This is a genomic window from Novosphingobium sp. (assembly GCF_030699305.1).
GTDB lineage: Bacteria > Pseudomonadota > Alphaproteobacteria > Sphingomonadales > Sphingomonadaceae > Novosphingobium.
This window is the reverse complement of sequence record NZ_JAUYNB010000033.1, coordinates 102199-121852: the sequence shown is the minus strand read 5'-3', so window position 1 is coordinate 121852 and position 19654 is coordinate 102199. Positions and strand designations below refer to the sequence as shown.

At 65.2% G+C, this 19654-nt stretch carries 19 protein-coding genes; 9 read left to right on the top strand and 10 right to left on the bottom strand.

From position 1 onward, the window contains the following. Window positions 1-102 precede the first annotated feature (102 nt). Genes Q8Q53_RS13380 through Q8Q53_RS13370 form a run of 3 tightly spaced genes read right to left on the bottom strand, consistent with a single transcriptional unit; the run spans window position 103 to window position 2487 of the window. Window positions 103-582 (bottom strand): glutathione peroxidase, encoded by a 480-nt coding sequence (locus Q8Q53_RS13380; protein WP_305702276.1) that lies wholly within the window; start codon window positions 580-582, stop codon window positions 103-105. Continuing rightward, window positions 579-1253: an ABC transporter ATP-binding protein gene (locus Q8Q53_RS13375; RefSeq protein WP_305702275.1), complete on the bottom strand. Its 675-nt coding sequence runs from the start codon at window positions 1251-1253 to the stop codon at window positions 579-581. Before Q8Q53_RS13375 ends, Q8Q53_RS13380 begins: the two co-directional genes overlap by 4 nt. Further along, the gene (locus Q8Q53_RS13370; protein WP_305702274.1) at window positions 1246-2487 is read right to left on the bottom strand and encodes a lipoprotein-releasing ABC transporter permease subunit; all 1242 of its coding nucleotides are present in this window, start codon (window positions 2485-2487) and stop codon (window positions 1246-1248) included. The genes Q8Q53_RS13375 and Q8Q53_RS13370 overlap by 8 nt, the downstream gene beginning before the upstream one ends. A 140-nt stretch (window positions 2488-2627) precedes the next feature. Between Q8Q53_RS13370 and purF the strand changes: the two genes are divergently transcribed. The 3 genes from purF (at window position 2628) to Q8Q53_RS13355 (ending at window position 5254) form a co-directional block, all read left to right on the top strand. Beyond that, on the top strand, window positions 2628-4100 hold the full coding sequence (gene purF / locus Q8Q53_RS13365; protein ID WP_305702273.1) for an amidophosphoribosyltransferase: 1473 nt from the start codon (window positions 2628-2630) through the stop codon (window positions 4098-4100). After that, window positions 4097-4810, top strand: coding sequence for an SDR family NAD(P)-dependent oxidoreductase (locus Q8Q53_RS13360; RefSeq protein WP_305702272.1), 714 nt, complete (start codon window positions 4097-4099; stop codon window positions 4808-4810). The genes purF and Q8Q53_RS13360 overlap by 4 nt, the downstream gene beginning before the upstream one ends. A gap of 84 nt (window positions 4811-4894) precedes the next feature. Then, window positions 4895-5254, top strand: coding sequence for a PilZ domain-containing protein (locus tag Q8Q53_RS13355; RefSeq protein ID WP_305702271.1), 360 nt, complete (start codon window positions 4895-4897; stop codon window positions 5252-5254). Window positions 5255-5358: 104 nt separating this feature from the next. On the opposite strand, the gene Q8Q53_RS13350 is transcribed toward Q8Q53_RS13355, so the two are convergent. From Q8Q53_RS13350 to Q8Q53_RS13325, 6 genes are all read right to left on the bottom strand, one after another. Continuing rightward, the gene (locus Q8Q53_RS13350) at window positions 5359-5673 is read right to left on the bottom strand and encodes a PilZ domain-containing protein (RefSeq protein ID WP_305702270.1); all 315 of its coding nucleotides are present in this window, start codon (window positions 5671-5673) and stop codon (window positions 5359-5361) included. A 182-nt stretch (window positions 5674-5855) separates the two neighbouring features. Next, window positions 5856-8828, bottom strand: a complete 2973-nt coding sequence (locus Q8Q53_RS13345; protein ID WP_305702269.1) for a TonB-dependent receptor domain-containing protein — start codon at window positions 8826-8828, stop codon at window positions 5856-5858. A 172-nt stretch (window positions 8829-9000) separates the two neighbouring features. Beyond that, entirely contained in the window at window positions 9001-10506 is a 1506-nt protein-coding gene (dacB, locus tag Q8Q53_RS13340) for a D-alanyl-D-alanine carboxypeptidase/D-alanyl-D-alanine-endopeptidase (RefSeq protein WP_305702268.1), read from the bottom strand. Window positions 10507-10532: 26 nt separating this feature from the next. Beyond that, complete coding sequence (locus tag Q8Q53_RS13335) at window positions 10533-11429, bottom strand: carbon-nitrogen hydrolase family protein (RefSeq protein WP_305702267.1); 897 nt, start codon at window positions 11427-11429, stop codon at window positions 10533-10535. Further along, the gene (locus Q8Q53_RS13330) at window positions 11426-12013 is read right to left on the bottom strand and encodes a GNAT family N-acetyltransferase (RefSeq protein ID WP_305702266.1); all 588 of its coding nucleotides are present in this window, start codon (window positions 12011-12013) and stop codon (window positions 11426-11428) included. Before Q8Q53_RS13330 ends, Q8Q53_RS13335 begins: the two co-directional genes overlap by 4 nt. Then, window positions 12010-12420, bottom strand: coding sequence for a ketosteroid isomerase-related protein (locus Q8Q53_RS13325; protein ID WP_305702265.1), 411 nt, complete (start codon window positions 12418-12420; stop codon window positions 12010-12012). The genes Q8Q53_RS13330 and Q8Q53_RS13325 overlap by 4 nt, the downstream gene beginning before the upstream one ends. Window positions 12421-12552: 132 nt before the next feature. Between Q8Q53_RS13325 and Q8Q53_RS13320 the strand changes: the two genes are divergently transcribed. The 5 genes from Q8Q53_RS13320 (at window position 12553) to Q8Q53_RS13300 (ending at window position 17612) form a co-directional block, all read left to right on the top strand. Beyond that, window positions 12553-14487 (top strand): prolyl oligopeptidase family serine peptidase, encoded by a 1935-nt coding sequence (locus Q8Q53_RS13320; protein WP_305702264.1) that lies wholly within the window; start codon window positions 12553-12555, stop codon window positions 14485-14487. Window positions 14488-14549: 62 nt separating this feature from the next. Then, window positions 14550-15038, top strand: coding sequence for an rRNA maturation RNase YbeY (gene ybeY, locus Q8Q53_RS13315; RefSeq protein ID WP_305702263.1), 489 nt, complete (start codon window positions 14550-14552; stop codon window positions 15036-15038). A gap of 75 nt (window positions 15039-15113) precedes the next feature. Continuing rightward, a complete protein-coding gene (locus Q8Q53_RS13310) occupies window positions 15114-15965 on the top strand; it encodes a hemolysin family protein (RefSeq protein WP_305702262.1) in 852 nt (283 codons plus the stop codon). 5 nt (window positions 15966-15970) lie between these two features. Next, window positions 15971-16855, top strand: a complete 885-nt coding sequence (locus tag Q8Q53_RS13305) for a LysR substrate-binding domain-containing protein (RefSeq protein WP_305702261.1) — start codon at window positions 15971-15973, stop codon at window positions 16853-16855. Window positions 16856-16919: 64 nt separating this feature from the next. After that, complete coding sequence (locus Q8Q53_RS13300) at window positions 16920-17612, top strand: peptidylprolyl isomerase (protein ID WP_305702260.1); 693 nt, start codon at window positions 16920-16922, stop codon at window positions 17610-17612. 43 nt (window positions 17613-17655) lie between these two features. On the opposite strand, the gene Q8Q53_RS13295 is transcribed toward Q8Q53_RS13300, so the two are convergent. Continuing rightward, a complete protein-coding gene (locus Q8Q53_RS13295; RefSeq protein ID WP_305702259.1) occupies window positions 17656-18108 on the bottom strand; it encodes a peptidylprolyl isomerase in 453 nt (150 codons plus the stop codon). Between the two features lie 111 nt (window positions 18109-18219). Here Q8Q53_RS13295 and mgtE point away from each other — a divergent pair, with 111 nt between their 5' ends. Continuing rightward, on the top strand, window positions 18220-19653 hold the full coding sequence (mgtE, locus tag Q8Q53_RS13290; protein ID WP_305702258.1) for a magnesium transporter: 1434 nt from the start codon (window positions 18220-18222) through the stop codon (window positions 19651-19653). Window position 19654: the final 1 nt, after the last annotated feature.

Sequence of the window (19654 nt, the reverse complement as noted above, 5' to 3'; positions counted from 1 at the left end):
GAGCGAAGTCGAGACACGCGTGCGCTGCGTCAGCGTGTCTCGACTTCGCTCGACACGAACGGGGGAATGGGGGGGCTACCCTGCCCCAAAAATCGCCCTGCGTTACAGCAACGCCTCGATGTCCCGTTCCAGCGCTTCCGGCTTGTCGCTGGGGGCATAGCGTCGCACCACCTTGCCGTCGCGGTCGATCAGGAACTTGGTGAAGTTCCACTTGACCGACCTGGTGCCCATCAGTCCTGGCGCTTCGGCCTTCAGCCAGTCGTACAGCGGATCGGCACTGTCACCGTTGACGTCGATCTTGGCCATCAGCGGGAACGTGACGTCGTATTTCAGGCTGCAGAAGTTGGCGATTTCCTCGGCATTGCCGGGTTCCTGCGCGCCGAACTGGTTGCAGGGGAATGCGATCACTTCAAAGCCCTTGTCCGCGTACTTGCGGTACAGCGCTTCGAGCCCTTCGTACTGGCCGGTAAAGCCGCACTTGCTGGCGGTGTTGACGATCAGCAGGACTTTGCCGACTTTGCCGGACAGGTCCAGTTCCTCGCCGCCGGGCAGCTTGGCCTTGAAATCAGCAATGGTCTTCATACCAGCACTCCCTCTTGCAGCCTGACCACGCGGTCCATTGACCGGGCCAGGCGTTCATTGTGTGTCGCGACCAGCGCCGCGCTGCCTTCACCGCGCACCAGTTCGAGGAACTGGCCCAGCACCTTGTCAGCCGTGGCTTCATCCAGGTTGCCGGTCGGCTCATCCGCCAGCACCAGCGCGGGCTTGTTGGCCAGCGCGCGGGCCACGGCCACGCGCTGTTGTTCACCGCCCGAAAGCTGGCTGGGACGGTGTTCCAGCCGCTCCCCCAGTCCCAGCGCGGTCAGCAATTCGCGCGCGCGGATCTGCGCATCGGCCACGGACTTGCCCGCCACCAGCTGCGGCAGGATGACGTTTTCCAGCGCGTTGAAATCGGGCAGCAAGTGGTGGAACTGATAGACGAACCCCACCCGGTCCCGCCGCAGCGCGGTGCGGTCATCGCCGTTCAGTGCGGTCGCATCGTTGCCCGCAATCTCGATCCGCCCGCCAAAGCCGCCTTCCAGCAGCCCCACGGCTTGCAGCAGCGTGGACTTGCCCGAACCCGACGGCCCCAGCAGCGCCACGATCTCTCCGGGCTGCACCGCCAGGTTCACCCCGCGCAGCACATCGATCCGCACCCCGCCCTGTTCAAAGCTGCGGGTCAGGTTGGTCAGCTGGACAACGGGATTACTCATAACGCAGCACCTGCACAGGATCGGTGCTTGCCGCCTTGAACGCCGGGTAGAGCGTGGCGAGAAAGCTGAACAGCAGCGCCATGACGCTGATGGTGGCGATTTCGACCGGGTCGGACCGGCTGGGCAGTTCGGTCAGGAACCGGATCGACGGATCCCACAGGTTCTGCCCGGTCAGGAATTCCACCGCCCGCACCACCGACTGGCGGAAATAGAGGAACGTGAAGCCCAGCCCCAGCCCGGTAAACGTCCCCAGCGCCCCGATCAGGAAGCCCGCGGTCACGAAAATCTTCAGCAGGCTGCGCCGCGATGCGCCCATCGTGCGCAGGATCGCGATGTCGCGGGTCTTGGCGCGGACCAGCATGATCAGCGAAGACAGGATGTTGAACACCGCGACCAGCACGATGATCGACAGGACGACGAACATCGCCACCCGCTCCACCGCCAGCGCTTCGAACAGGCTGGCGTTGATCGTCTTCCAGTCCGTCACCACCGCGCGGCCCGCCAGCTTCTGCGCGACCGGGGCGAGGATTTCGGACACGCGGTCCGGATCGGTCACCTGCACTTCGATCATGCCGACGCTGTCGCCCGCCAGCAGCAGCGTCTGCGCATCGCGCATCGGCATGACCACGAAGCGCTCGTCGAAATCATAGACCCCGATCTCGAAAATCGCGCTGACCTGATAGGCGATTTCGCGCGGGACCGTGCCGAACGGCGTCGCGCGGCCCTGCGGGTTGATGATCGTGATCGCATCGCCCACCCGCAGCCCCAGGTTCTGCGCCAGCTGCGATCCCACTGCGACATTGCCCGCATCGGGCTGGAGCGCGGACAGCGATCCCGCAATGACTTTCGGCCCCAGCCGCTTGATATCCTCTTGCGTGTTGCCGCGCGCAAACACCGCCTCGACCCGCCCGTTGAAGCTGCCCAGCAGGGGCTGTTCGATCAGCGGAGAGGCGCGGGTGACTTCGGGCGTGGCCTGGACGTCGGCCAGCACTTCGCGCCAGTTGTCCAACCGCCCGCCATAGGCCTGAACGATCGCATGGCCGTTCAGGCCGACAATCTTGTCGAACAGTTCGGCGCGAAAGCCGTTCATCACGCTCATCACGATGACCAGCGCCGCCACGCCCAGCGCGACCGCGACCAGGCTGATGCCAGCGACCAGCGCAATGAATGCCTCACCCCGGCCGGGCAGCATGTAACGCTTGGCAATGGTCCATTCGAATGGAGAGAGGATCAAGCTTCGGTCCCGTCAGGTTGGCCCGGCGCGTGGGCAGGTCCGTGGATTTAGGGGGATAGCCCGCGCAGGGCAATGCCCTGTACTTGCTTTCCCCCGCGCATGGGGCCAAAGCGGCGCCAGCACTGGCCGGGCGATTCAACATGAATGTGACACACCCCTTTTTTGACGCAGATGGCGACAAACTGCGAGAGGAATGCGGCATTTTCGGCGTGATTGGCGCGCGCGATGCCGCAGCGATGACGGCGCTGGGCCTGCACGCGTTGCAGCACCGCGGCCAGGAAGCCTGCGGGATCGTCAGCCTGGACGGGCGCGAGTTCTATTCGCACCGCGGGATTGGCCACGTTGCGCAGGTATTTTCCGACAACGGCATCTTCGAACAATTGCCCGGACCGGTCGCATCGGGCCACGTGCGCTATTCCACCACCGGCGGATCGGGGCTGCGCAATATCCAGCCGCTGTTCGCCGATCTGGCGGCAGGTGGCTTTTCCATCGCGCACAATGGCAACATTTCCAATGCGATGACGCTGAAGCATGAACTGGTGTCCAAGGGCTCGATCTTCCAGTCGACGTCGGACACCGAAGTCATCATCCACCTGATCGCCACCAGCCGCTTCCACAAGCTGCTGGACCGTTTCGTCGATGCGCTGCGCATGATCGAAGGGGCCTATTCGCTGATCTGCATGACGCCCAAGCGCCTGATCGCCTGCCGCGATCCGCTGGGCATCCGTCCGCTGGTGATGGGCCGGATCGGCGATGCGATCGTCTTTGCCAGTGAAACCGTCGCGCTCGACGTCGTCGGCGCAGACTTCATCCGCGAAGTCGAACCCGGCGAAATCGTCGAAGTGCGCACCGATGGCCGGATCACCAGCCACCGCCCGTTCGGTACTACAGCGGCGCGCCCGTGCATTTTCGAACACGTCTATTTCAGCCGCCCGGATTCGGTGATGAACGGCCATTCGGTGTATGAAGTGCGCCGTCAGATCGGGGCCGAACTGGCGATTGAATCGCCGGTCGAAGCCGATCTGGTGGTGCCGGTGCCCGACAGCGGTGTGCCTGCCGCGATTGGCTATGCCCAGCAAAGCGGCATTCCGTTCGGCCTTGGCATCATCCGCTCGCACTATGTCGGGCGCACGTTCATCCAGCCATCGGACGGCGCGCGCAATGCCGATGTAAAGCGCAAGCATAACGCCAACCGCGCGCTGGTGGCAGGCAAGCGGATCGTGCTGATCGACGATTCGATCGTGCGCGGGACCACCTCGCTGAAGATCGTCCAGATGATGCGCGATGCCGGTGCTGCCGAAGTGCATATGCGCGTGGCCAGCCCACCCACGATCCACAGCTGCTATTACGGCGTCGACACCCCCGAACGGTCCAAGCTGCTGGCCGCGCGGATGAATATCGCCGAGATGACCAAGTTCATCCATGCCGACAGCCTGGGGTTCGTGTCGATTGACGGCCTCTATCGGGCGGTCGGGGAACAGCAGCGCAACAGCGGCTGCCCGCAGCACTGCGATGCCTGCTTCTCTGGCGATTACCCCACCAGCCTGACCGATCTGACCGCGCGTGAGGCGGGCGCGGAACAGCTTATCCTGCCGGTCGGCCAGCTCGCATGACGGACCTGTCCGGTCAGGTCGCGCTCGTCACCGGGGCGAGCGGCGGGATCGGTGCGGCCATGGCCGAGGCGCTGGCCGCAGCCGGGGCACACGTCGTGCTGACGGCCCGCAACACCCGCGCGCTCGAGGCGGTCGAGGAACGGATTTTCGCATCCGGTGGCCATGCCACCATCGCCCCGGTTGATCTGTCCGAGGCTGACGGTGTTGCCCGGCTGGCGCAGGCCGTGGCCAGCCGCTGGCCCGCGCTCGACATTCTGGTCCACGGTGCCGCCGTGCTGCCGCAGCTGACCCCGGTGACCGGGATCGACCAGCCCGGCCTGTCCAAGGCGCTGACCATCAACGTGCTGGCCACCCAGGCGCTGATCGCGCAGTTCGATCCGCTGCTGCGCAAGGCCGCCGATCCGCGCTTCCTCTACCTAACCACCAGCGTCGCCACCGTGCCGCGCGCGTTCTGGGGGGCCTATGCCGCCAGCAAGGCCGCGTCCGAAGTGCTGGTCGATTGCTATGCCCAGGAAGTGCGCAACACCAGCAAGGTGCGCGTGGCAATCATCGACCCCGGCGCGACCCGCACCGCGATGCGGGCCAAGGCCTATCCGGGCGAAGATCCGCAGACGGTCAAGCTGCCGACCGTGGTCGCGCAGCGGATGGTAACCTTGCTTGGTGAACAGTTTGCCAGCCCGCACCGCGAACGGGTTAACCAGCCTTCATAATCCCGATGCAACCAGACTGCGGGATACTTTGCAAAGGCTGTCCGGAAAGGCAGTGGCAAGGAAGCAGCAAGGGTTGCACGGCACATGAGCGATTATCTGATCCAGACACGCGATCCCTATTTCACGGCGGCGCAGGAAGATCGCTGCGCGCCGCGGACCCGCATTTCGATCCCCGCCGCGCTGCGCATATCCGGTGCGCGGGGGTTTCAGACGGTGATCCACGATCTGTCGCTCAGCGGGTTCTGCGGCGCGGCGGTCAACCGCATCGCCCCCGGCACGGTTTGCTGGCTGACCCTGCCCGGACTGGAATCGCAGCAGGGTGAAGTGATCTGGTGGGACAACAGCCTGGTCGGCTGTGCGTTCGACCGGCTGCTCAGCCCGATCGTGCTCGACAACCTGCTGGTGCGCTGGCGGCCGGATTCAGCCTACCGTCCACTAAGCTAAGGCTGCTTCAGGCCTCCGGCGATTCTCGTCCGGCCCTTCCAGGCACCGCTCGCCTGCCCCCCGGAGCGAGCCGCTGGGCCGGACGGGAATACCCGTGCGGGCAATCAGTGTCGCCGCATCAGGTTTTCAAGAATAACCGGGTTGAGCGGCTTCATGAATTCGCAGCCAAACTCGAACTCGGTCACCCAGGCGACCCGCGCCTCGATCGATTCAAGGCCGGGCAGCGTCAGGAAGAACCGGTCGCCTTCGTGCACCAGATAGACGCCGGACACCCGCGCCCCATGCGTGGAAATATCCCGCACCTTGACCGTTGCCTTGCGCGTGCCAGCCCGAAACACCACCGATGCCTCAAACGGCGCACGGTCAGTCCGGCGTCCGCCGGTTGTCTGGAACTTTGGTTCACCTGCAAATGCCATCATGGCCACCAGACTGCCTGTCGCTGTTAGTCTGCAACACTGCCAGCGCCCGGTAAATCTAGCGTTAACACTGAATTAATTTTTATAAACAGTGCTTTAGAGGAATCAGATGCAACAAGGGCGCGCAATCGCTGCGCGCCCTTGCCGGTTTCAGCTGATTCGCGGCCCCTTGCCGGAGCGGTTCGTCAGAACTTCATTTCCGCCTGCAAAAGGAACGAACGCCCGCGCGGATCGGCCACGCGCGGTTCCCACGAACTGCCCGCGCCGGTGTTGCCATCATAGGTGATCGCGAACGGCGTATCGGTGTTGAACACGTTCTTCACGCCCGCCGTCAGCTTCAGCCCTTCGATCAGGCCCTGATAGCTGACGGTCAGGTTGTAGATCGCATAATCCTTCACCATCGGGTTGTAGTCCGGGCGAGTGATCGTGCCTGCGGCGATACCCGGCAGCGCCTGGTTCTTGTACCCCTTGCGGAAGATCTGGCTGAAGGTGGCCGACAGGTTGTCGTTCGACCAGGTCAGCCAGGCGTTGTGCTTCCAGCGCAGCCCCAGGTCACCTGCGAACGTGAACACGCCGATCTGACTGGCGCTCCACGCCGCAGTCGGGGTCAGCTTTTCCTTCTTTTCCAGCAGCATGGTGCCATCGGCGCCCAGGTTCAGCTGGCTCCCCCCCGGCATATCGAACCCGCCCCGGATCGAGATTTCAAGGCCCTGCGTCTTGCGCGCACCGGCGTTGATCCAGCGCTGGTCAATCGTGGTGATCGTGCCGCCGCCGTCGCGGATGAACCGGTCCGGGAACAGCGCGGCGTTGTCGATCAGCTGACGCAGGGTGAGCAACTGGATCGTGTTGTCGGCCCGGATGCTCCACCAGTCGACCGAGGCCGTCCAGCGCGGGGCGGGACGCAGCACGACGCCAAGGCTGGCCATCTTGGCGGTTTCAGGCCCCAGATCGATCGTCCCGCCGGTCCAGATGTTCGGGCGGATGAACGCGCAGGCCGGGTTGGTGACGTTGGGCAAGCCGCCGGGGCACGCCACCGGATCGGCCAGATCGCTGCCCGAATAGGGGCTTTCGGTGATGCCGTTGAAGATCTGGTTGAAGCTCGGCACGCGGAAACCGGTGCTGTAGGAGCCGCGGAACATCAGCCATTCGGCCGGCTGGAACTTGGCCGACACCTTCGGATTGGTGGTGCTGCCAAAGCCCGAATAATCGTCGATCCGGACCGCGCCGGTCACTTCCAGCATATCGAACACCGGAATGTTGATTTCGGCGTAACCGGCCTTCACGTCGCGGTTCTTCGGGGTCAGTGCGTTGACGTTGTCGAACGCCGCCAGGAAGATCACCGGCGCGGTTGCGGCGGCGGCGGGTGAGCCGTTGAACTCATAGGTTTCGCGGCGATAATCCACGCCAACCGCCACCTGCACATCGCCGCCCGGCAGGGCAAACAGCGGGCCGGAGAACGAGGCGTCGACCTGCTTGAGCTGATAGCGCCCGCCATACAGCGTCGCGCCGCGCGCCGACACGGCTTCCAGCGCGGCGAGGCCTGCATCGGTCTGGGTCAGCGAGAACGGGTTGATCAGGCCGCTGTTGATCACGCCTACCAGACCCGGCGCGGTCGCACCCGGCGCGGTCGGTGCGTTGGTGTCGGACGTGCCGTTGGCCAGCGTGCCGCGATAGTAATAGCCGCCGCCCAGCACCGACGAGCTTTCGCTGCGGGCATAGCTGGCGCCGACGCGGTAATCCCAGCCGTTCAGCGGCAGCGGACCGTCGATCCCGGCGGCGACGCGGAAGGTCTTGGTATCGGTCACGTATTCACGCGGGCCGCACGGCGCGCAGCGCCAGCGGAACCCGATCGGGCGGCCATAGCGCGCATCGAGCGCGGCGACTTGCGTGGGATTGCCCGCAAACGTGCCGCGAATGGCATTGAACACCGAATCATAGGTCGACTGGGTCAGGCTGTTCAGCGGCATCCCGATCGGCAGGTTGGTGGTGTTGGCGGAAAGCTGCGCGTTGGAGAAGCTCTTGGCCGAATGGGCGTCGGACCCGGTCAGTTCGACCGACAGCTCGCTCGCCCCCAGCGCGACCACGCCGCGCGCGAAATAGGTCAGCGTTTCAATCGGCTGCTGGATCACCGCCGCGCGGCCCGTGTCCCAGGCGCAGGCGTAATAGGCGGTGGGCGAATTCCACAGGGCATAGTCATAGGCCATGCCGCCATCCATGCTCTCGCAGCCCGCTCCGCCCGGCAGGTTCAGCGGGTTGATCCCGCCCGCCGCCGCGTTGGCCCCGTTCGGCGCGGTCAGTGTCAGCCCCTGAAGCAGGGTGCCGCCCGGCTGCTGGAACGCGTTGGCCCCGGTGTTGAACGCGGTCGCCAGCGGCGTGCCGCGCGTATCGACCGAGAGGCCGCGCTGCGGCTGATTGCCATTCACGAAATCGCGCTGGCTGCCCCGCAGCATCCGGTTCCAGCGGTACGAAACCGCCGCCATGATGTTGAAGCCCTGCTCCTTCAGGTCGCCATACCCGGCGATGCCCGACACGTTATAGATGTTCCCGCCGCCCGCTTCGGTCAGGTCGGCAAAGCCGCTGACGCCAAGGCCGGTGTAATCCTTTTTGGTGATGTAGTTGATCACGCCGCCGATCGCGTCGGTGCCGTAGATCGCCGAAGCGCCGTCCTTCAGCACTTCAACCCGGTCAATCGCGGCGAACGGGATCTGGTTCACGTCCACTGCGCTGCCCGACAGGCCGTGCGCGGCAACGCGGCGGCCGTTGAGCAGGACCAGCGTTGCTGCCGAACCCTGCCCGCGCAGGTTGGCGGCGGACAGGCCGTTGGTGCCGCGCTGTGCGCCGGTGGTGACATCGGCATTGGCAGCCAGGTTATCCGCGCCCGTGCCGTTGGAGGACAGATACATGATCAGCTGTTCAGGGCTGGAAATGCCGTTCTGCTGGATTTCGGCATTGCTGATCACGGTCAGCGGCAGCGCGCTCTTGGTCGGGTCCTGCTTGATCCGCGAGCCGGTAACGATGATCGCGGTGCTGCCGGATTCACCCGATGGCGCGTTGGCCGAGGTAATGTCCGGCGCGCTTTGCGCCAGCGCGGGCGAGGCAAGCGCCCCAAGTGCCACACCGCTGGCCAGCAGGATGCGGGAAAAGTCGCGTACGTTCATGGATACCCCCAACTGAAAACGAGTCAGCCCCCCTAAAGGTCTGTTGATCAACAGTAACGCGCCGACGCAGCAGCGCCAGAGTTGAAACCCCGTTCAACTGCCGCGCCTGAACGGTTTTTCGCCGTTGCCGTAATTTTGTTGCAACTGCGCAACATTCCGGTTGGAAACCGTTTCAATTCGTGGCCGCGATCAGTCCCAGAGCTGCGTCCATTGCCGGAACCGCACGCCCGTCGTCCGGCACGTCGTTGGCCAGGATGGAAAACGTCAGTTCGCGCCCGCTGGCGGCAACAAGGTATCCCGACAGCGTGTTGGTGGCGTTGAGCGTTCCGGTCTTGGCCCGGATTTTCCCTTCCAGCGCCGTCCCCCTGAACCGCCGGGCAAGCGTTCCATCCACCCCGCCCACCGGCAGCGAAGCATCCCAGTCCCGCCCCCATGGCTGGGCCTTGGCCCAGCGCAGCAAGGTCACCGCCGCGCGCGGCGAAATGCGGTTGTAGGTCGACATCCCGGACCCGTCGGAAAAGTCATACCAGCCGCGCGCCACTCCCGCCGCCGCCATTACGGAATGCAGTCCGACGATACCGTCTGCCAGCGATCCGGTGCCTTCCAGCTTGCCCACCCGCCGCAGCAGGAGTTCGGCATAGAGGTTCTGGCTGTCCTTGTTGACGATCCGGATCGTATCGGCCAGCGGCGGCGCGGTGTGGCCGCCCATGAACGCGGCGCGCGGCATTGGCACGCGCACATCGCGGCCCTCGCGCACTTTGGGATCGTCGATCAGGCTGACCAGGCGATGCTGCGCGCGCACCGCGCCATCCACCTTCACCCCGCGCACTTCAAGCATCCGGCGCAGCTGCCAGGCGGTATAGTGCGCCGGATCATCGATCCCCAGCCGGTCCCGAAACGGCGGCGCGCCCACCGCGATCTCGCCATAAATCCGCAGGTCCGTGCCATTGATCGCACGGTCGAAACCCAGCCGCGTCGTGCCGCCCGCCGCGATCGTCACCGCTTCGTTGCGCACGGTGTAATACGGCGCGATTTCGACGATCGGCGGCTGCCCTTCCGCCCCCGGAGCGATCACCACCGGCACTTCGTTGTTGTCGAGCGACAGCGCCGATATGGCCGTGCCGGAATCGGTGCCGATATTGTTCCAGCTCATCCCCGGGCTCCAGCGCTGGTCGGGAAACCAGCTGTCATCGCCCACGATATCGCCCACCCGCCGGGTCTTGCGGGCCACGAAATCCGCCAGTTCGGCCAGACAATCGCGCTTGCAATCCGCCGCGCTCGACATCTGCGCATCGCCCCGGCCGTAGAGGATCACGTGCGGCGGTCCATCGTCCCGCTCAGCCAGACCGATGAACGCGCCGGGCGCATACCGCCCGAACGCATCCGTCCCCAGCTTGGCCGCAGCGACCTTGTCAGCCAGCAGGGCAAAGGCGGTGGCGGTGGTGAACAGCTTGGTGTTGGACGCGGGAATGAACCGGTCATCCGCCCGGATAGCGATGATTTCACGGCCCTGATCGTCCACCACCAGCAGCCCGAAGCGCGTTCCGGCCGGAGCGAGCGCCAGCGCTTCGTCCACCGTCTGCGGCGCGGGTGCGGCGGCAGGTTGCGCGGATAAGGGGGCCGAAAAAGGGACGGCCAGCAGCAACGCTGCGGAGATTGCAATCGGGAACAAACGCATCGGTGCATTGTGCCGCGCCAGACCGCTTATCGCAAGCCCACGACCTCAACTGCTGGCAGGTCCGCCGCACCGGGCTGTTCGGCCCAGTGGCGCGCGTTCAGCACGCCGCCATCGGCGCGCAGATCCGCCACGCGGTCCAGATCGACTGCGCCGAACACCCACTGCACCGCGTCCATCTTCCCCAGCGCGACCACGCCGTCATCGGGAAAGCCCCGGTCCGGCGGGCCATAGATCGCCGCCGCACCGCGATTGCGGTCAACCGCCGGGGACCAGTCCGCGTTCCCGACGGTGGGGCTGTGGACCACGTAGCACTGCCCCTCCAGCGCGCGGGCCTGCGCGCCGATCCGCACCCGCCAATAGCCCAGCGCGGCCTCGGTGCAGGATGGCACCAGCAGCAGTTCCATTCCCGCTTCGACCAGCGCGCGGGCGAGCAGTGGAAACTCGCTGTCATAGCAGATGGTTATGCCGATCTTGCCAAGCGTCGTCTCAAACAGCCGCAGCGGTGCGCCTGCGACGATGCCCCACTCCTCGCGCTCGAACCGGGTCATGATCAGCTTGTCCTGCACGCCCACCTTGCCATTCGGTGTGAACAGCCGCGCGCGGTTGACGAACCGGCCATCCTCTCGCTGCACCGGGGCGCTGGCCGCCAGAATGTGCAGGCCGTGGCGCGCGGCCAGTTCCGCATGGAGCGCATCCACTTGCGGCAACAGCGCCGACACGGTCACAATCGAACCGCGCAAATCGCTCATCGTCGCGGGGGCGAGCGAGGCCAGTTCCATCGCCCCGTATTCCGGGAACACCGCCAGCGCCGCGCCGCCTTCAGCCGCGCGTTCGACCCAGCCCGTCAGCTTGGCGACATAGGCCGGCCAATCGGCCAGCTCCTCGATCGGATATTGCGCGGCGGCGACGGTGAAGCTGGTCATAAGTGGCGCATCCAGAATTGCATGGGCTTGGGGCTTTCGCCCGGCTCGCCGTGTTCCTGCCAGTTGAATTCGCCGGTCAGGCCATCGACAGGGGTATAACCACGCCGCCGCCAGAAAGTGTCCAGCGGGGTGTAATCAGCCGGCCGGGCCGGATGATCGCCGGGCCGCACCACCGCGCAAAAGCTGGCCTGCGCCGCGCCCCACTGCCGCGCGGCGGCTTCGCGGTGGTCGAAGAAGGCATGGCCGATCCCCTGCCCGCGATAGTCCGGCAACAGTACGCTTTCACCGAAATAGGATATGCCAGCAGGATCAATCCCGGCGCGCAGGAAGGGTTCGCGGATCGCGTTATCCTGCGCGCTCAGCGGTGAGGCGGTTGCCGCGCCGACGATCCGCGCGCCATCGAACGCGGCGATCAGCACCGCAGCGGGCGCGGCGGAGAATTCTGCCAGATATTCGCGCTCATACTCCGCCGACCCGTCATACAGATACGGGAACGCCGCAAAGACCGCGATCCGCAGTGCGGCCAGATCGTCCAGCGCGGCGCGCAAGTCCGCGCCCGTCAACAGCCGGACGGCAACGCTCATCCGCCGACCTGCGCGGTCCAGTCGGCCAGATTGTAATAAACCGTGACGCGGGTGATCCGCCCGCCTGCGATGCTGAAGAATGCCCCCGCCGGCAGGGTATAGGTCTGCCCCGCCGCTTCCGGCAGGCCTTCATCGGTCGCGCGGTATTCGCCGTGGACGATAAACTCCGCCGCGCCGCGCGTGCCATCGTCGCTGGCCATCAGCACAATGCCGTCCAGCCGCTCGCGATAGCAGGCCTCCATATGCGTCAGAAAGCTGCGGAACGCGTCCTTGCCGCGCTGGCGTTTGCCCTGGTTGATGTCGTGGATCACGCCGTCATCGAGGCAATCGAGCATCCCTTCCCAGTCACCCGCGTTGAACGCAGCGTAATAGCGGGTCAGCAGGGCAAGCACGGCAGTGCGATCCATCGGGTTCTCCTTGTGCCGGATGATCTAGCGCAGCGGCGGGGCGTTGTCAGCGGTTCGTCGATAAGCCGGTTGCCTGTTGCCCCTGTCCCCGCCACTCTGCGGCCAGAGACCAACAACAGGAAACACTCCGCCATGCGCTCCATCCTGCTGGGCCTGACCGCCCTCACCCTGTCGATGACGCCTGCATTCGCGCAAGACACCGCTCCGGTCGCGCCCAAGCCCGCCGGGATCGAGGCAGACGGCGTGCCTGCCGTCCCGATGGCGCTGGTCGATGCGACCCGCCCCTACATGGAATTCCGCACCGCCGCGTTCCTCGATTGGGACCCGGTGACCCGCGCGATGCTGGTGTCGACCCGGTTTGGCAACGTCGCGCAGCTCCACACCGTGGCCGGCCCCGGCATGGCCCGCCGCCAGATCAGTTTCGAAGTCGAACCGCTGGGCGGGAGCTATGTCGGCACCGATGGCACGCTGGTGGTGCGCAAGGACAAGGGCGGCGATGAATTCTGGCAGCTCTACACGCTGAAGGACGGCCGCCTGGCCCTGCTGACCGACGGCAAGAGCCGCAACGCGCTCAACGCGATCAGCGCCGATGGCAAGCTGATCGGATACAGTTCAACGCGCCGCAACGGCACCGACGGCGACCTATACGTGGCCGACCCGCGCAATCCGGGGACCACGCGGATGGTGGCGCAAGTCAAGGGCGGCGGCTGGGCGATTGCCGATTTCGCGCCGGGCAATGCCAGGGCGGTCGTGGCCAATTACGTCTCGGTTCAGAAGTCGGACCTCTATGCGCTGGACCTCGCCAGCGGCAAAATGACGCCCATCGGCGATCACAAGGTCGCGATTTCGCACGGCGACGCAAAATATGCACCCGACGGGCAGCTGTGGGTGACCAGCGACGTCGGCAGCGATTTCCAGCGGCTCGGCTCGCTCGACGTCAAGACCGGCAAGTTCACCCCCCGCTCGCCCGAACCGAAGTGGGACGTCGAAGGGTTCGATATCGCCGCCGATGGCAGCTTCATCGCTTATGTGACGAACGAGGCGGGCATTACGAAGCTGAAGCTGCTCGATCCGAAAACCGGCGCGGTGCGCGAAGTCTCCGGCCTGCCCAGGGGCGTGATCGGCGGGATGAAGATCGCGCCATGGGGCACGATTGGCGTCACCATCTCTTCGGCCAAGGTGCCGACCGACGCGTTCTCGGTCGATCCCGCAACGCTGGCGGTCACCCGCTGGACGGAAAGCGAAACCGGCGGCCTCAACCCGGCGGTCAATGTCGATCCGGAACTGGTCGAAGTGAAAAGCTTTGATGGCGAGGCCGTGTCGGGCTTCCTCTATCGTCCCGATCCGGCCAAGTTCCCCGGCAAGCGCCCGCTGATCGTCAACATCCACGGCGGGCCGGAAGGGCAAAGCACCCCCAGTTTCCGGGGCCGCGCCAATTACCTGCTGAATGAACTGGGCGTCGCGGTCTTCTATCCCAACGTGCGCGGCTCCACCGGCTTCGGCAAGCGCTTCGTCAGCCTGGATAACGGGCCGTTCAAGCGCGAGGATTCGGTCAAGGACATCGGCGCATTCCTCGATCGGTTGCAGGCCGATCCCGCCATCGACGCGGGCCGCATGGCGGTGCAGGGCGGCTCCTATGGCGGGTACATGTGCTATGCCAGCGCGATCCGGTACGGCGCGCAGTTCAAGGCGGCGGACTGCATCGTCGCGATCAGCAACTTCGTGACGTTCCTCGAAAACACCCAGAGCTATCGCCGCGATCTGCGCCGGGTCGAATACGGGGATGAACGCGATCCGAAGCAGCGCGCCAAGCTGCTGGAAATCTCGCCGCTGACCCAGATCGACAAACTCTCGATCCCGCTGCTGGTCATTACCGGCGCCAACGATCCGCGCGTGCCGAAAAGCGAGGCCGATCAGGCCGTCGCCGCCGTCCGCGCCAAGGGCCGCACGGCCTGGCATCTGGTCGGGCTGAACGAAGGCCACGGGTTCGGCAAGAAGGAGAACCAGGACTACCAGTTCTGGACCGAATTGCAGTTCTGGGAGAAGAACCTGCTGGGCGCGAAGTAACGGGCACGCCCAGCCTTCCCAGATGCTCGACTTTGGCCCGCTCAACCCGCTAAAGGACCGCGATGGACCTTGAAATCTCGCTTGAAGCGGCCTGGCCGGATCACGCCGACTGGGCTGCACTGGCTGGCCGCGCGGCCGACGCGCTGGCCGGTCAGGCACCGGAACTGGCCAACCCGCGGCTGTCGGCCAGCCTGCTGTTTGCCGATGACGCCGAAGTTCATGCGCTGAATCGCGAATGGCGGGGCAAGGACAAGCCCACCAACGTCTTGTCGTTCCCGATGCTGGAACGCGCGGATCTGCTGGCCCTGCCCCATGCCGGACCGCCGGAATTGCTGGGCGATATCGCGCTGGCGCTGGAAACCTGCGCCCGTGAAGCGGCTGACAAACAGGTGCCGCTGGACCACCACGCCGCGCACCTGATCGTGCATGGGCTGCTGCATCTGGCCGGGCACGACCACGAAGTATCGCCCGCCGATGCCCGCGCGATGGAGCAATTGGAAATAAAGGCACTTGCCCTGCTGGGCATTGCCGACCCATATGGGGACCACTGAATCAACAAGGATACCCAAGGGGCGATGCCCGAACCCTATTCTGGAGAACCGGACAGTAGACGCTCTGTCTGGCGCATGGTCCGCAAGTTCATCGGTACGCCGGAGCCTGACCAGTCGCTCCGCGCGCAGCTGGAAGAAGCCATCGACGAGCACGAGGAGGAAACCGGCAGCAAGACCGCTGCGGGCGACCTGTCCCCGCTTGAACGGCAGATGCTGCGCAACCTGCTGCATTTCAGCGAGCATGACGCGGATGACGTGGCGATTCCGCGCGGTGAGATCATCGCGCTGCCCGAAACCGCGACCTGGGAGGAAATGGTCGCCGCATTTGCCCAGCATGGTCATTCACGCATGCCGGTCTACCGCGATACGCTGGACGAGATCGTCGGGATGATGCTGATCAAGGACATCTTCCCCTACCTCGCCACCGCCAAGGCACCGCCCAGGGACTGGACGACGCTGCTGCGCCAGCCGCTGTTCGTGCCGCAGGCGCGCGGCGCGCTCGACGTGCTGGCCGATATGCGCGCCAGCCGGGTCCATCTGGCGGTCGTGATCGACGAATATTCCGGGACGGACGGGATCATCACGATCGAGGATCTGGTCGAGGAAATCGTCGGCGAGATCGAGGATGAACACGACGACGCGCCGCAGGCCTTGCTGGTTCCGCTGGATGGCGGGATGTGGGAAGCCGATGCACGGGTCGAACTGGAAGAGGTCGGCGAAACGGTCGATCCGCGGCTGGGCGAGGTTGAGGAAGACGTCGATACGCTGGGCGGCCTGGCGTTCCTGCTGGCCGAAGCGGTTCCGCCGGTCGGCGCGATTCTGGACCATGACAGCGGCTGGAAGCTGGAAGTGATTGCAGGCAACGAAAAACACGTTACGCGTTTGCGATTGCATCCTCCGACTTCCCGGGATGCTTCCGAAGAGTAACCGCCTTGGCCATCCGCCGCCTTCCTCCCTTGCGCGCGATCGAAGCGTTCGTGCGGATCGTCCGGCTGGGCAGCGCCCGCGCTGCGGCCGACGAACTGGGCCTGTCGCCCAGCGCGCTGTCACGCCGCGTGGCCGCGCTGGAAGAGTTCATCGGCAAGCGCCTGTTCACGCGCCAGCATCAGGCGATGAAGCTGACCGACGAAGGCACTGCGTTCTATGATGCGGTCAGCCCCAAGTTCGATGAACTGGCCGCCGCAGTCGAAGGGCAGATCGAGGACAGCAAGGTGCTGCGCCTGCATCTGGGCATCCTGCCGCTGTTCGGATCGCAGCGGCTGTTCCCGCGTCTGCCGGAACTGCGCAAGCAGAACCCGCGCCTGCATATCGATTTCGATACCAGCCCGCACCTGGAACAGCGCGTCGGCGATACGCTGGACGCCGCGATCATCCTGGCGAAAAAGCCTGACCCGGCGTTTCACGCGGTGCGGCTGGACCACAACCGGGTCTATGCCTTCACGTCCAAGGCACTGGCCGCAGAAATCGGGCCGAACCCCGATGCTGACACGTTGTCGCGTCAGACCTTCCTGATCCACACCGAGTTGCCCGCCAGTTTCACCGCCTGGAAAAAGGCGCTGGGGATGGAAGATCTGGAACCGGCGGCGATTGACCACTACGATTCGGGCCAGTTGATCCTTGAAGCCGCCGCCAACGGCCTGGGCATTGCGATCATGCACGACGATCACTTCAACCGCAGCGCCGATACCCGGCTGGCCAAAGTGTTCGATATCGAAGTGGAAAGCCCCTATTCCTATTGGTTCGTCTGCCGCCCGCACGCGCTGGAGTTGCGCGCCGTGCGGATTTTCCACGACTGGCTGGTGAACGCGGGGCTTTAGGTTCCCTACCTGCCCCCTCTTCCGCGCAGGTGGCGTTCAGGCGCGCGCGCGACATAATGCAGCGATGAACCACCGATTCGCCCTGCTCGCCATTCCCGCACTGTTCATGCTGGCCGCCGCCGCGCCGCCCAAGACCAAGCCGCGCACCGTTGCCGCCAAGCCGCGCCCCGTCGCGCCCGCGCCTGCCCCGGTGCCACTGGCTGATACGGTGCGGGTCGCGCTGGTGACCGAGGCGGGGACGATCGAGTTGGACCTCGATCACAAGCGCGCGCCGATCACGACGGCCAATTTCGTGCGCTATGTCGATCTGAAAAAGTTCGATGGCGCGGTGTTCTATCGCGCGATGCATCTGCCGTGGGGGACGCCGCCCAACGGCCTGATTCAGGGCGGGCTGCAATCCAACCCGCTCAAAGTGCTCAAACCGATTGCGCACGAGCCGACCAATCTCACCGGCATCCTGCACAAGCGCGGCGCGATTTCGATGGCGCGCCATGCACCGGGCACGGCAATGGCCGATTTCTCGATTCTGGTGGCCGATCTCGAAGGGCTGGACGCCGATCCGAAATCCGACAATCCCGATCTGCAGGCCGGGTTCGCCGCGTTCGGTCAGGTGGTGACCGGCATGGATGTGGTGCTGAAGATCTGGGAAGCGCCGCGTCCGCCCGAAAAAGGCGAAGGGCCGCTGAAAGGCCAGATGCTGGACAAGCCGGTGAAGATCCTCACCGCGCGCCGGGTGGCCATTCCGCCCGCGCCATAAACAAACAAAAGCCCCCTCCTCTTCAGAGGAGGGGGTAATTGGTTTACGAAACAGTCGCTTTCACGATCTTGCCCGGGTTCGCCGGCGGTTCGCCCTTGGGCAGCGCGTCGACGTGTTCCATGCCTTCTTCGACCACGCCCCAGACGGTATACTGGCGGTCGAGGAACGACGCGTCATCGAAGCAGATGAAGAACTGGCTGTTGGCCGTGTTCGGCTGGTTGGTGCGCGCCATCGAGCACACGCCGCGCACGTGCGGTTCGGCGTTGAATTCGGCCTTGAGGTCCGGCTTGCTGGAACCGCCCATACCGGTGCCGTTGGGGCAGCCGCCCTGGGCCATGAAGCCGGGGATCACGCGGTGGAACTTCACCCCGTCATAGAACCCTTCGCGCGTCAGTTCGATGATGCGCGCCACGTGGCCGGGGGCCAGATCGGGGCGCAGCTTGATCTTCACGTCGCCGCCGCTGTCGAGCGAAAGGGTCAGGTATTCGTCGGCCATTATAGTCTCCTGTGGCAATTGCAGCGGGATATAAGGTGCCCGGCCACAAAGTCACGCCTTTGACAGTGCTGCCCGGTTGCTTTTGCGCGCGACCGGCCTAGACCTCGCCCGATGACGGCCGATGATCGCGATCCCAACCTGCTGGACCAGGCCGCCCTCGCGGCTGATCCGCCGCGCGATTCGGACAGTCTGGACCACGAGAACACCCTGACCAAGCGCTTCGTCCGCCGTGTGCAGGATGCGCTGGCGCAGGCCGATCAGGAAACCGTCTACGCGCTGGTCGAACCACTCCACCCGGCCGATATCGCCGATCTGTTCGAACTGATCGAAGCGGACGAGCGCCCCGCGCTGGCCAAGGCGATCAACGACCTGATGGGCAGCGAGGTGTTCGCCGAGCTGAACGACCACGTCCGCGAACTGCTGGTCGAATCGCTCCCCGCCGAAGCCATCGCCGACATCGCCGAACAGCTCGACACCGATGACGCGGTGGCGATGCTGGAAGACCTCGACGAGGATGACCAGCAGGCCGTGCTGGCCGAGATGGAGCCGGAAGACCGCGCCGCCATCGTCAGCGCACTGGCTTATCCGGAAGAATCCGCCGGCCGCCTGATGAGCCGCGATTTCGTGGCCGTGCCCGAACACATGACCGTGGGCGACCTGATCGATTTCCTGCGCGACAGTCCGGAACTGGCCAACGAGTTCTGGGAAGTGTTCATCGTCGATGCGCGTCACCACCCGGTCGGCACCTGCGCGCTCAGCTGGATCCTGCGCACCCCGCGCTCGATCCGCCTGACCGACGTGATGCAGCGCGACCAGACGCTGATCCCGGTCAGCATGGATCAGGAAGAAGTCGCGCTGCGGTTCCAGAAGTACGCGCTGATTTCGGCCGCAGTGGTCGATGAAAGCGGGCGGCTGGTGGGGCAGATCACGGTCGATGACGTGGTCCACATCATTCAGGAAGAAGCGGGCGAGGACGTGCTGCTGCTGTCCGGTGCGGGTGACGGCGACGTCAACGAACCGATCCGCGAAAGCTATGTCAGCCGGGTGCGCTGGCTGGTTGCCAACCTGCTGACCGCGCTGCTGGGCGCGACGATCATTTCCAGCTTTGGCGGGGCAATCGAAAAGCTGGTTGCGCTGGCCGCGCTGTCGCCAATGGTCGCCTCGATCGGCGGCAATGCGGGCACGCAGACCATGGCGGTGGCGGTGCGCGCCATGGCCACCAATCAGCTGACCCGCGCCAACACCGGGCGCATCCTGTGGCGCGAACTGCGGGTGGCCATGCTCAACGGGGTAACGGTGGCAACGCTGATCGGGCTGGCCACTGCACTGGTTTTTTCCAGCCCGCTGCTGGGCGCGGTGATCGCCACCGCCGTGCTGACCAACATCATCACCGCCGGCCTTGCCGGGGTGATCGTCCCGGTCGCGCTGGACCGCATGGGGCAGGATCCGGCAGTCGCCAGTTCGGTGTTCGTGACGATGATTACCGATTCGATGGGCTTCTTCGCGTTCCTGGGGCTGGCGGTCGCATCGGGACTGGTCGGATAAT

What these genes read in the sequence shown, in the direction of transcription:
- Q8Q53_RS13380 (WP_305702276.1), bottom strand. Translation starts at nt 582, where the DNA reads ATGAAGACCATTGCTGATTTCAAGGCCAAGCTGCCCGGCGGCGAGGAA.
- Q8Q53_RS13375 (WP_305702275.1), bottom strand. Translation starts at nt 1,253, where the DNA reads ATGAGTAATCCCGTTGTCCAGCTGACCAACCTGACCCGCAGCTTTGAA.
- purF (WP_305702273.1), top strand. Translation starts at nt 2,628, where the DNA reads ATGAATGTGACACACCCCTTTTTTGACGCAGATGGCGACAAACTGCGA.
- Q8Q53_RS13360 (WP_305702272.1), top strand. Translation starts at nt 4,097, where the DNA reads ATGACGGACCTGTCCGGTCAGGTCGCGCTCGTCACCGGGGCGAGCGGC.
- Q8Q53_RS13355 (WP_305702271.1), top strand. Translation starts at nt 4,895, where the DNA reads ATGAGCGATTATCTGATCCAGACACGCGATCCCTATTTCACGGCGGCG.
- Q8Q53_RS13350 (WP_305702270.1), bottom strand. Translation starts at nt 5,673, where the DNA reads ATGATGGCATTTGCAGGTGAACCAAAGTTCCAGACAACCGGCGGACGC.
- Q8Q53_RS13345 (WP_305702269.1), bottom strand. Translation starts at nt 8,828, where the DNA reads ATGAACGTACGCGACTTTTCCCGCATCCTGCTGGCCAGCGGTGTGGCA.
- dacB (WP_305702268.1), bottom strand. Translation starts at nt 10,506, where the DNA reads ATGCGTTTGTTCCCGATTGCAATCTCCGCAGCGTTGCTGCTGGCCGTC.
- Q8Q53_RS13335 (WP_305702267.1), bottom strand. Translation starts at nt 11,429, where the DNA reads ATGACCAGCTTCACCGTCGCCGCCGCGCAATATCCGATCGAGGAGCTG.
- Q8Q53_RS13330 (WP_305702266.1), bottom strand. Translation starts at nt 12,013, where the DNA reads ATGAGCGTTGCCGTCCGGCTGTTGACGGGCGCGGACTTGCGCGCCGCG.
- Q8Q53_RS13325 (WP_305702265.1), bottom strand. Translation starts at nt 12,420, where the DNA reads ATGGATCGCACTGCCGTGCTTGCCCTGCTGACCCGCTATTACGCTGCG.
- Q8Q53_RS13320 (WP_305702264.1), top strand. Translation starts at nt 12,553, where the DNA reads ATGCGCTCCATCCTGCTGGGCCTGACCGCCCTCACCCTGTCGATGACG.
- ybeY (WP_305702263.1), top strand. Translation starts at nt 14,550, where the DNA reads ATGGACCTTGAAATCTCGCTTGAAGCGGCCTGGCCGGATCACGCCGAC.
- Q8Q53_RS13310 (WP_305702262.1), top strand. Translation starts at nt 15,114, where the DNA reads ATGGTCCGCAAGTTCATCGGTACGCCGGAGCCTGACCAGTCGCTCCGC.
- Q8Q53_RS13300 (WP_305702260.1), top strand. Translation starts at nt 16,920, where the DNA reads ATGAACCACCGATTCGCCCTGCTCGCCATTCCCGCACTGTTCATGCTG.
- Q8Q53_RS13295 (WP_305702259.1), bottom strand. Translation starts at nt 18,108, where the DNA reads ATGGCCGACGAATACCTGACCCTTTCGCTCGACAGCGGCGGCGACGTG.
- mgtE (WP_305702258.1), top strand. Translation starts at nt 18,220, where the DNA reads ATGACGGCCGATGATCGCGATCCCAACCTGCTGGACCAGGCCGCCCTC.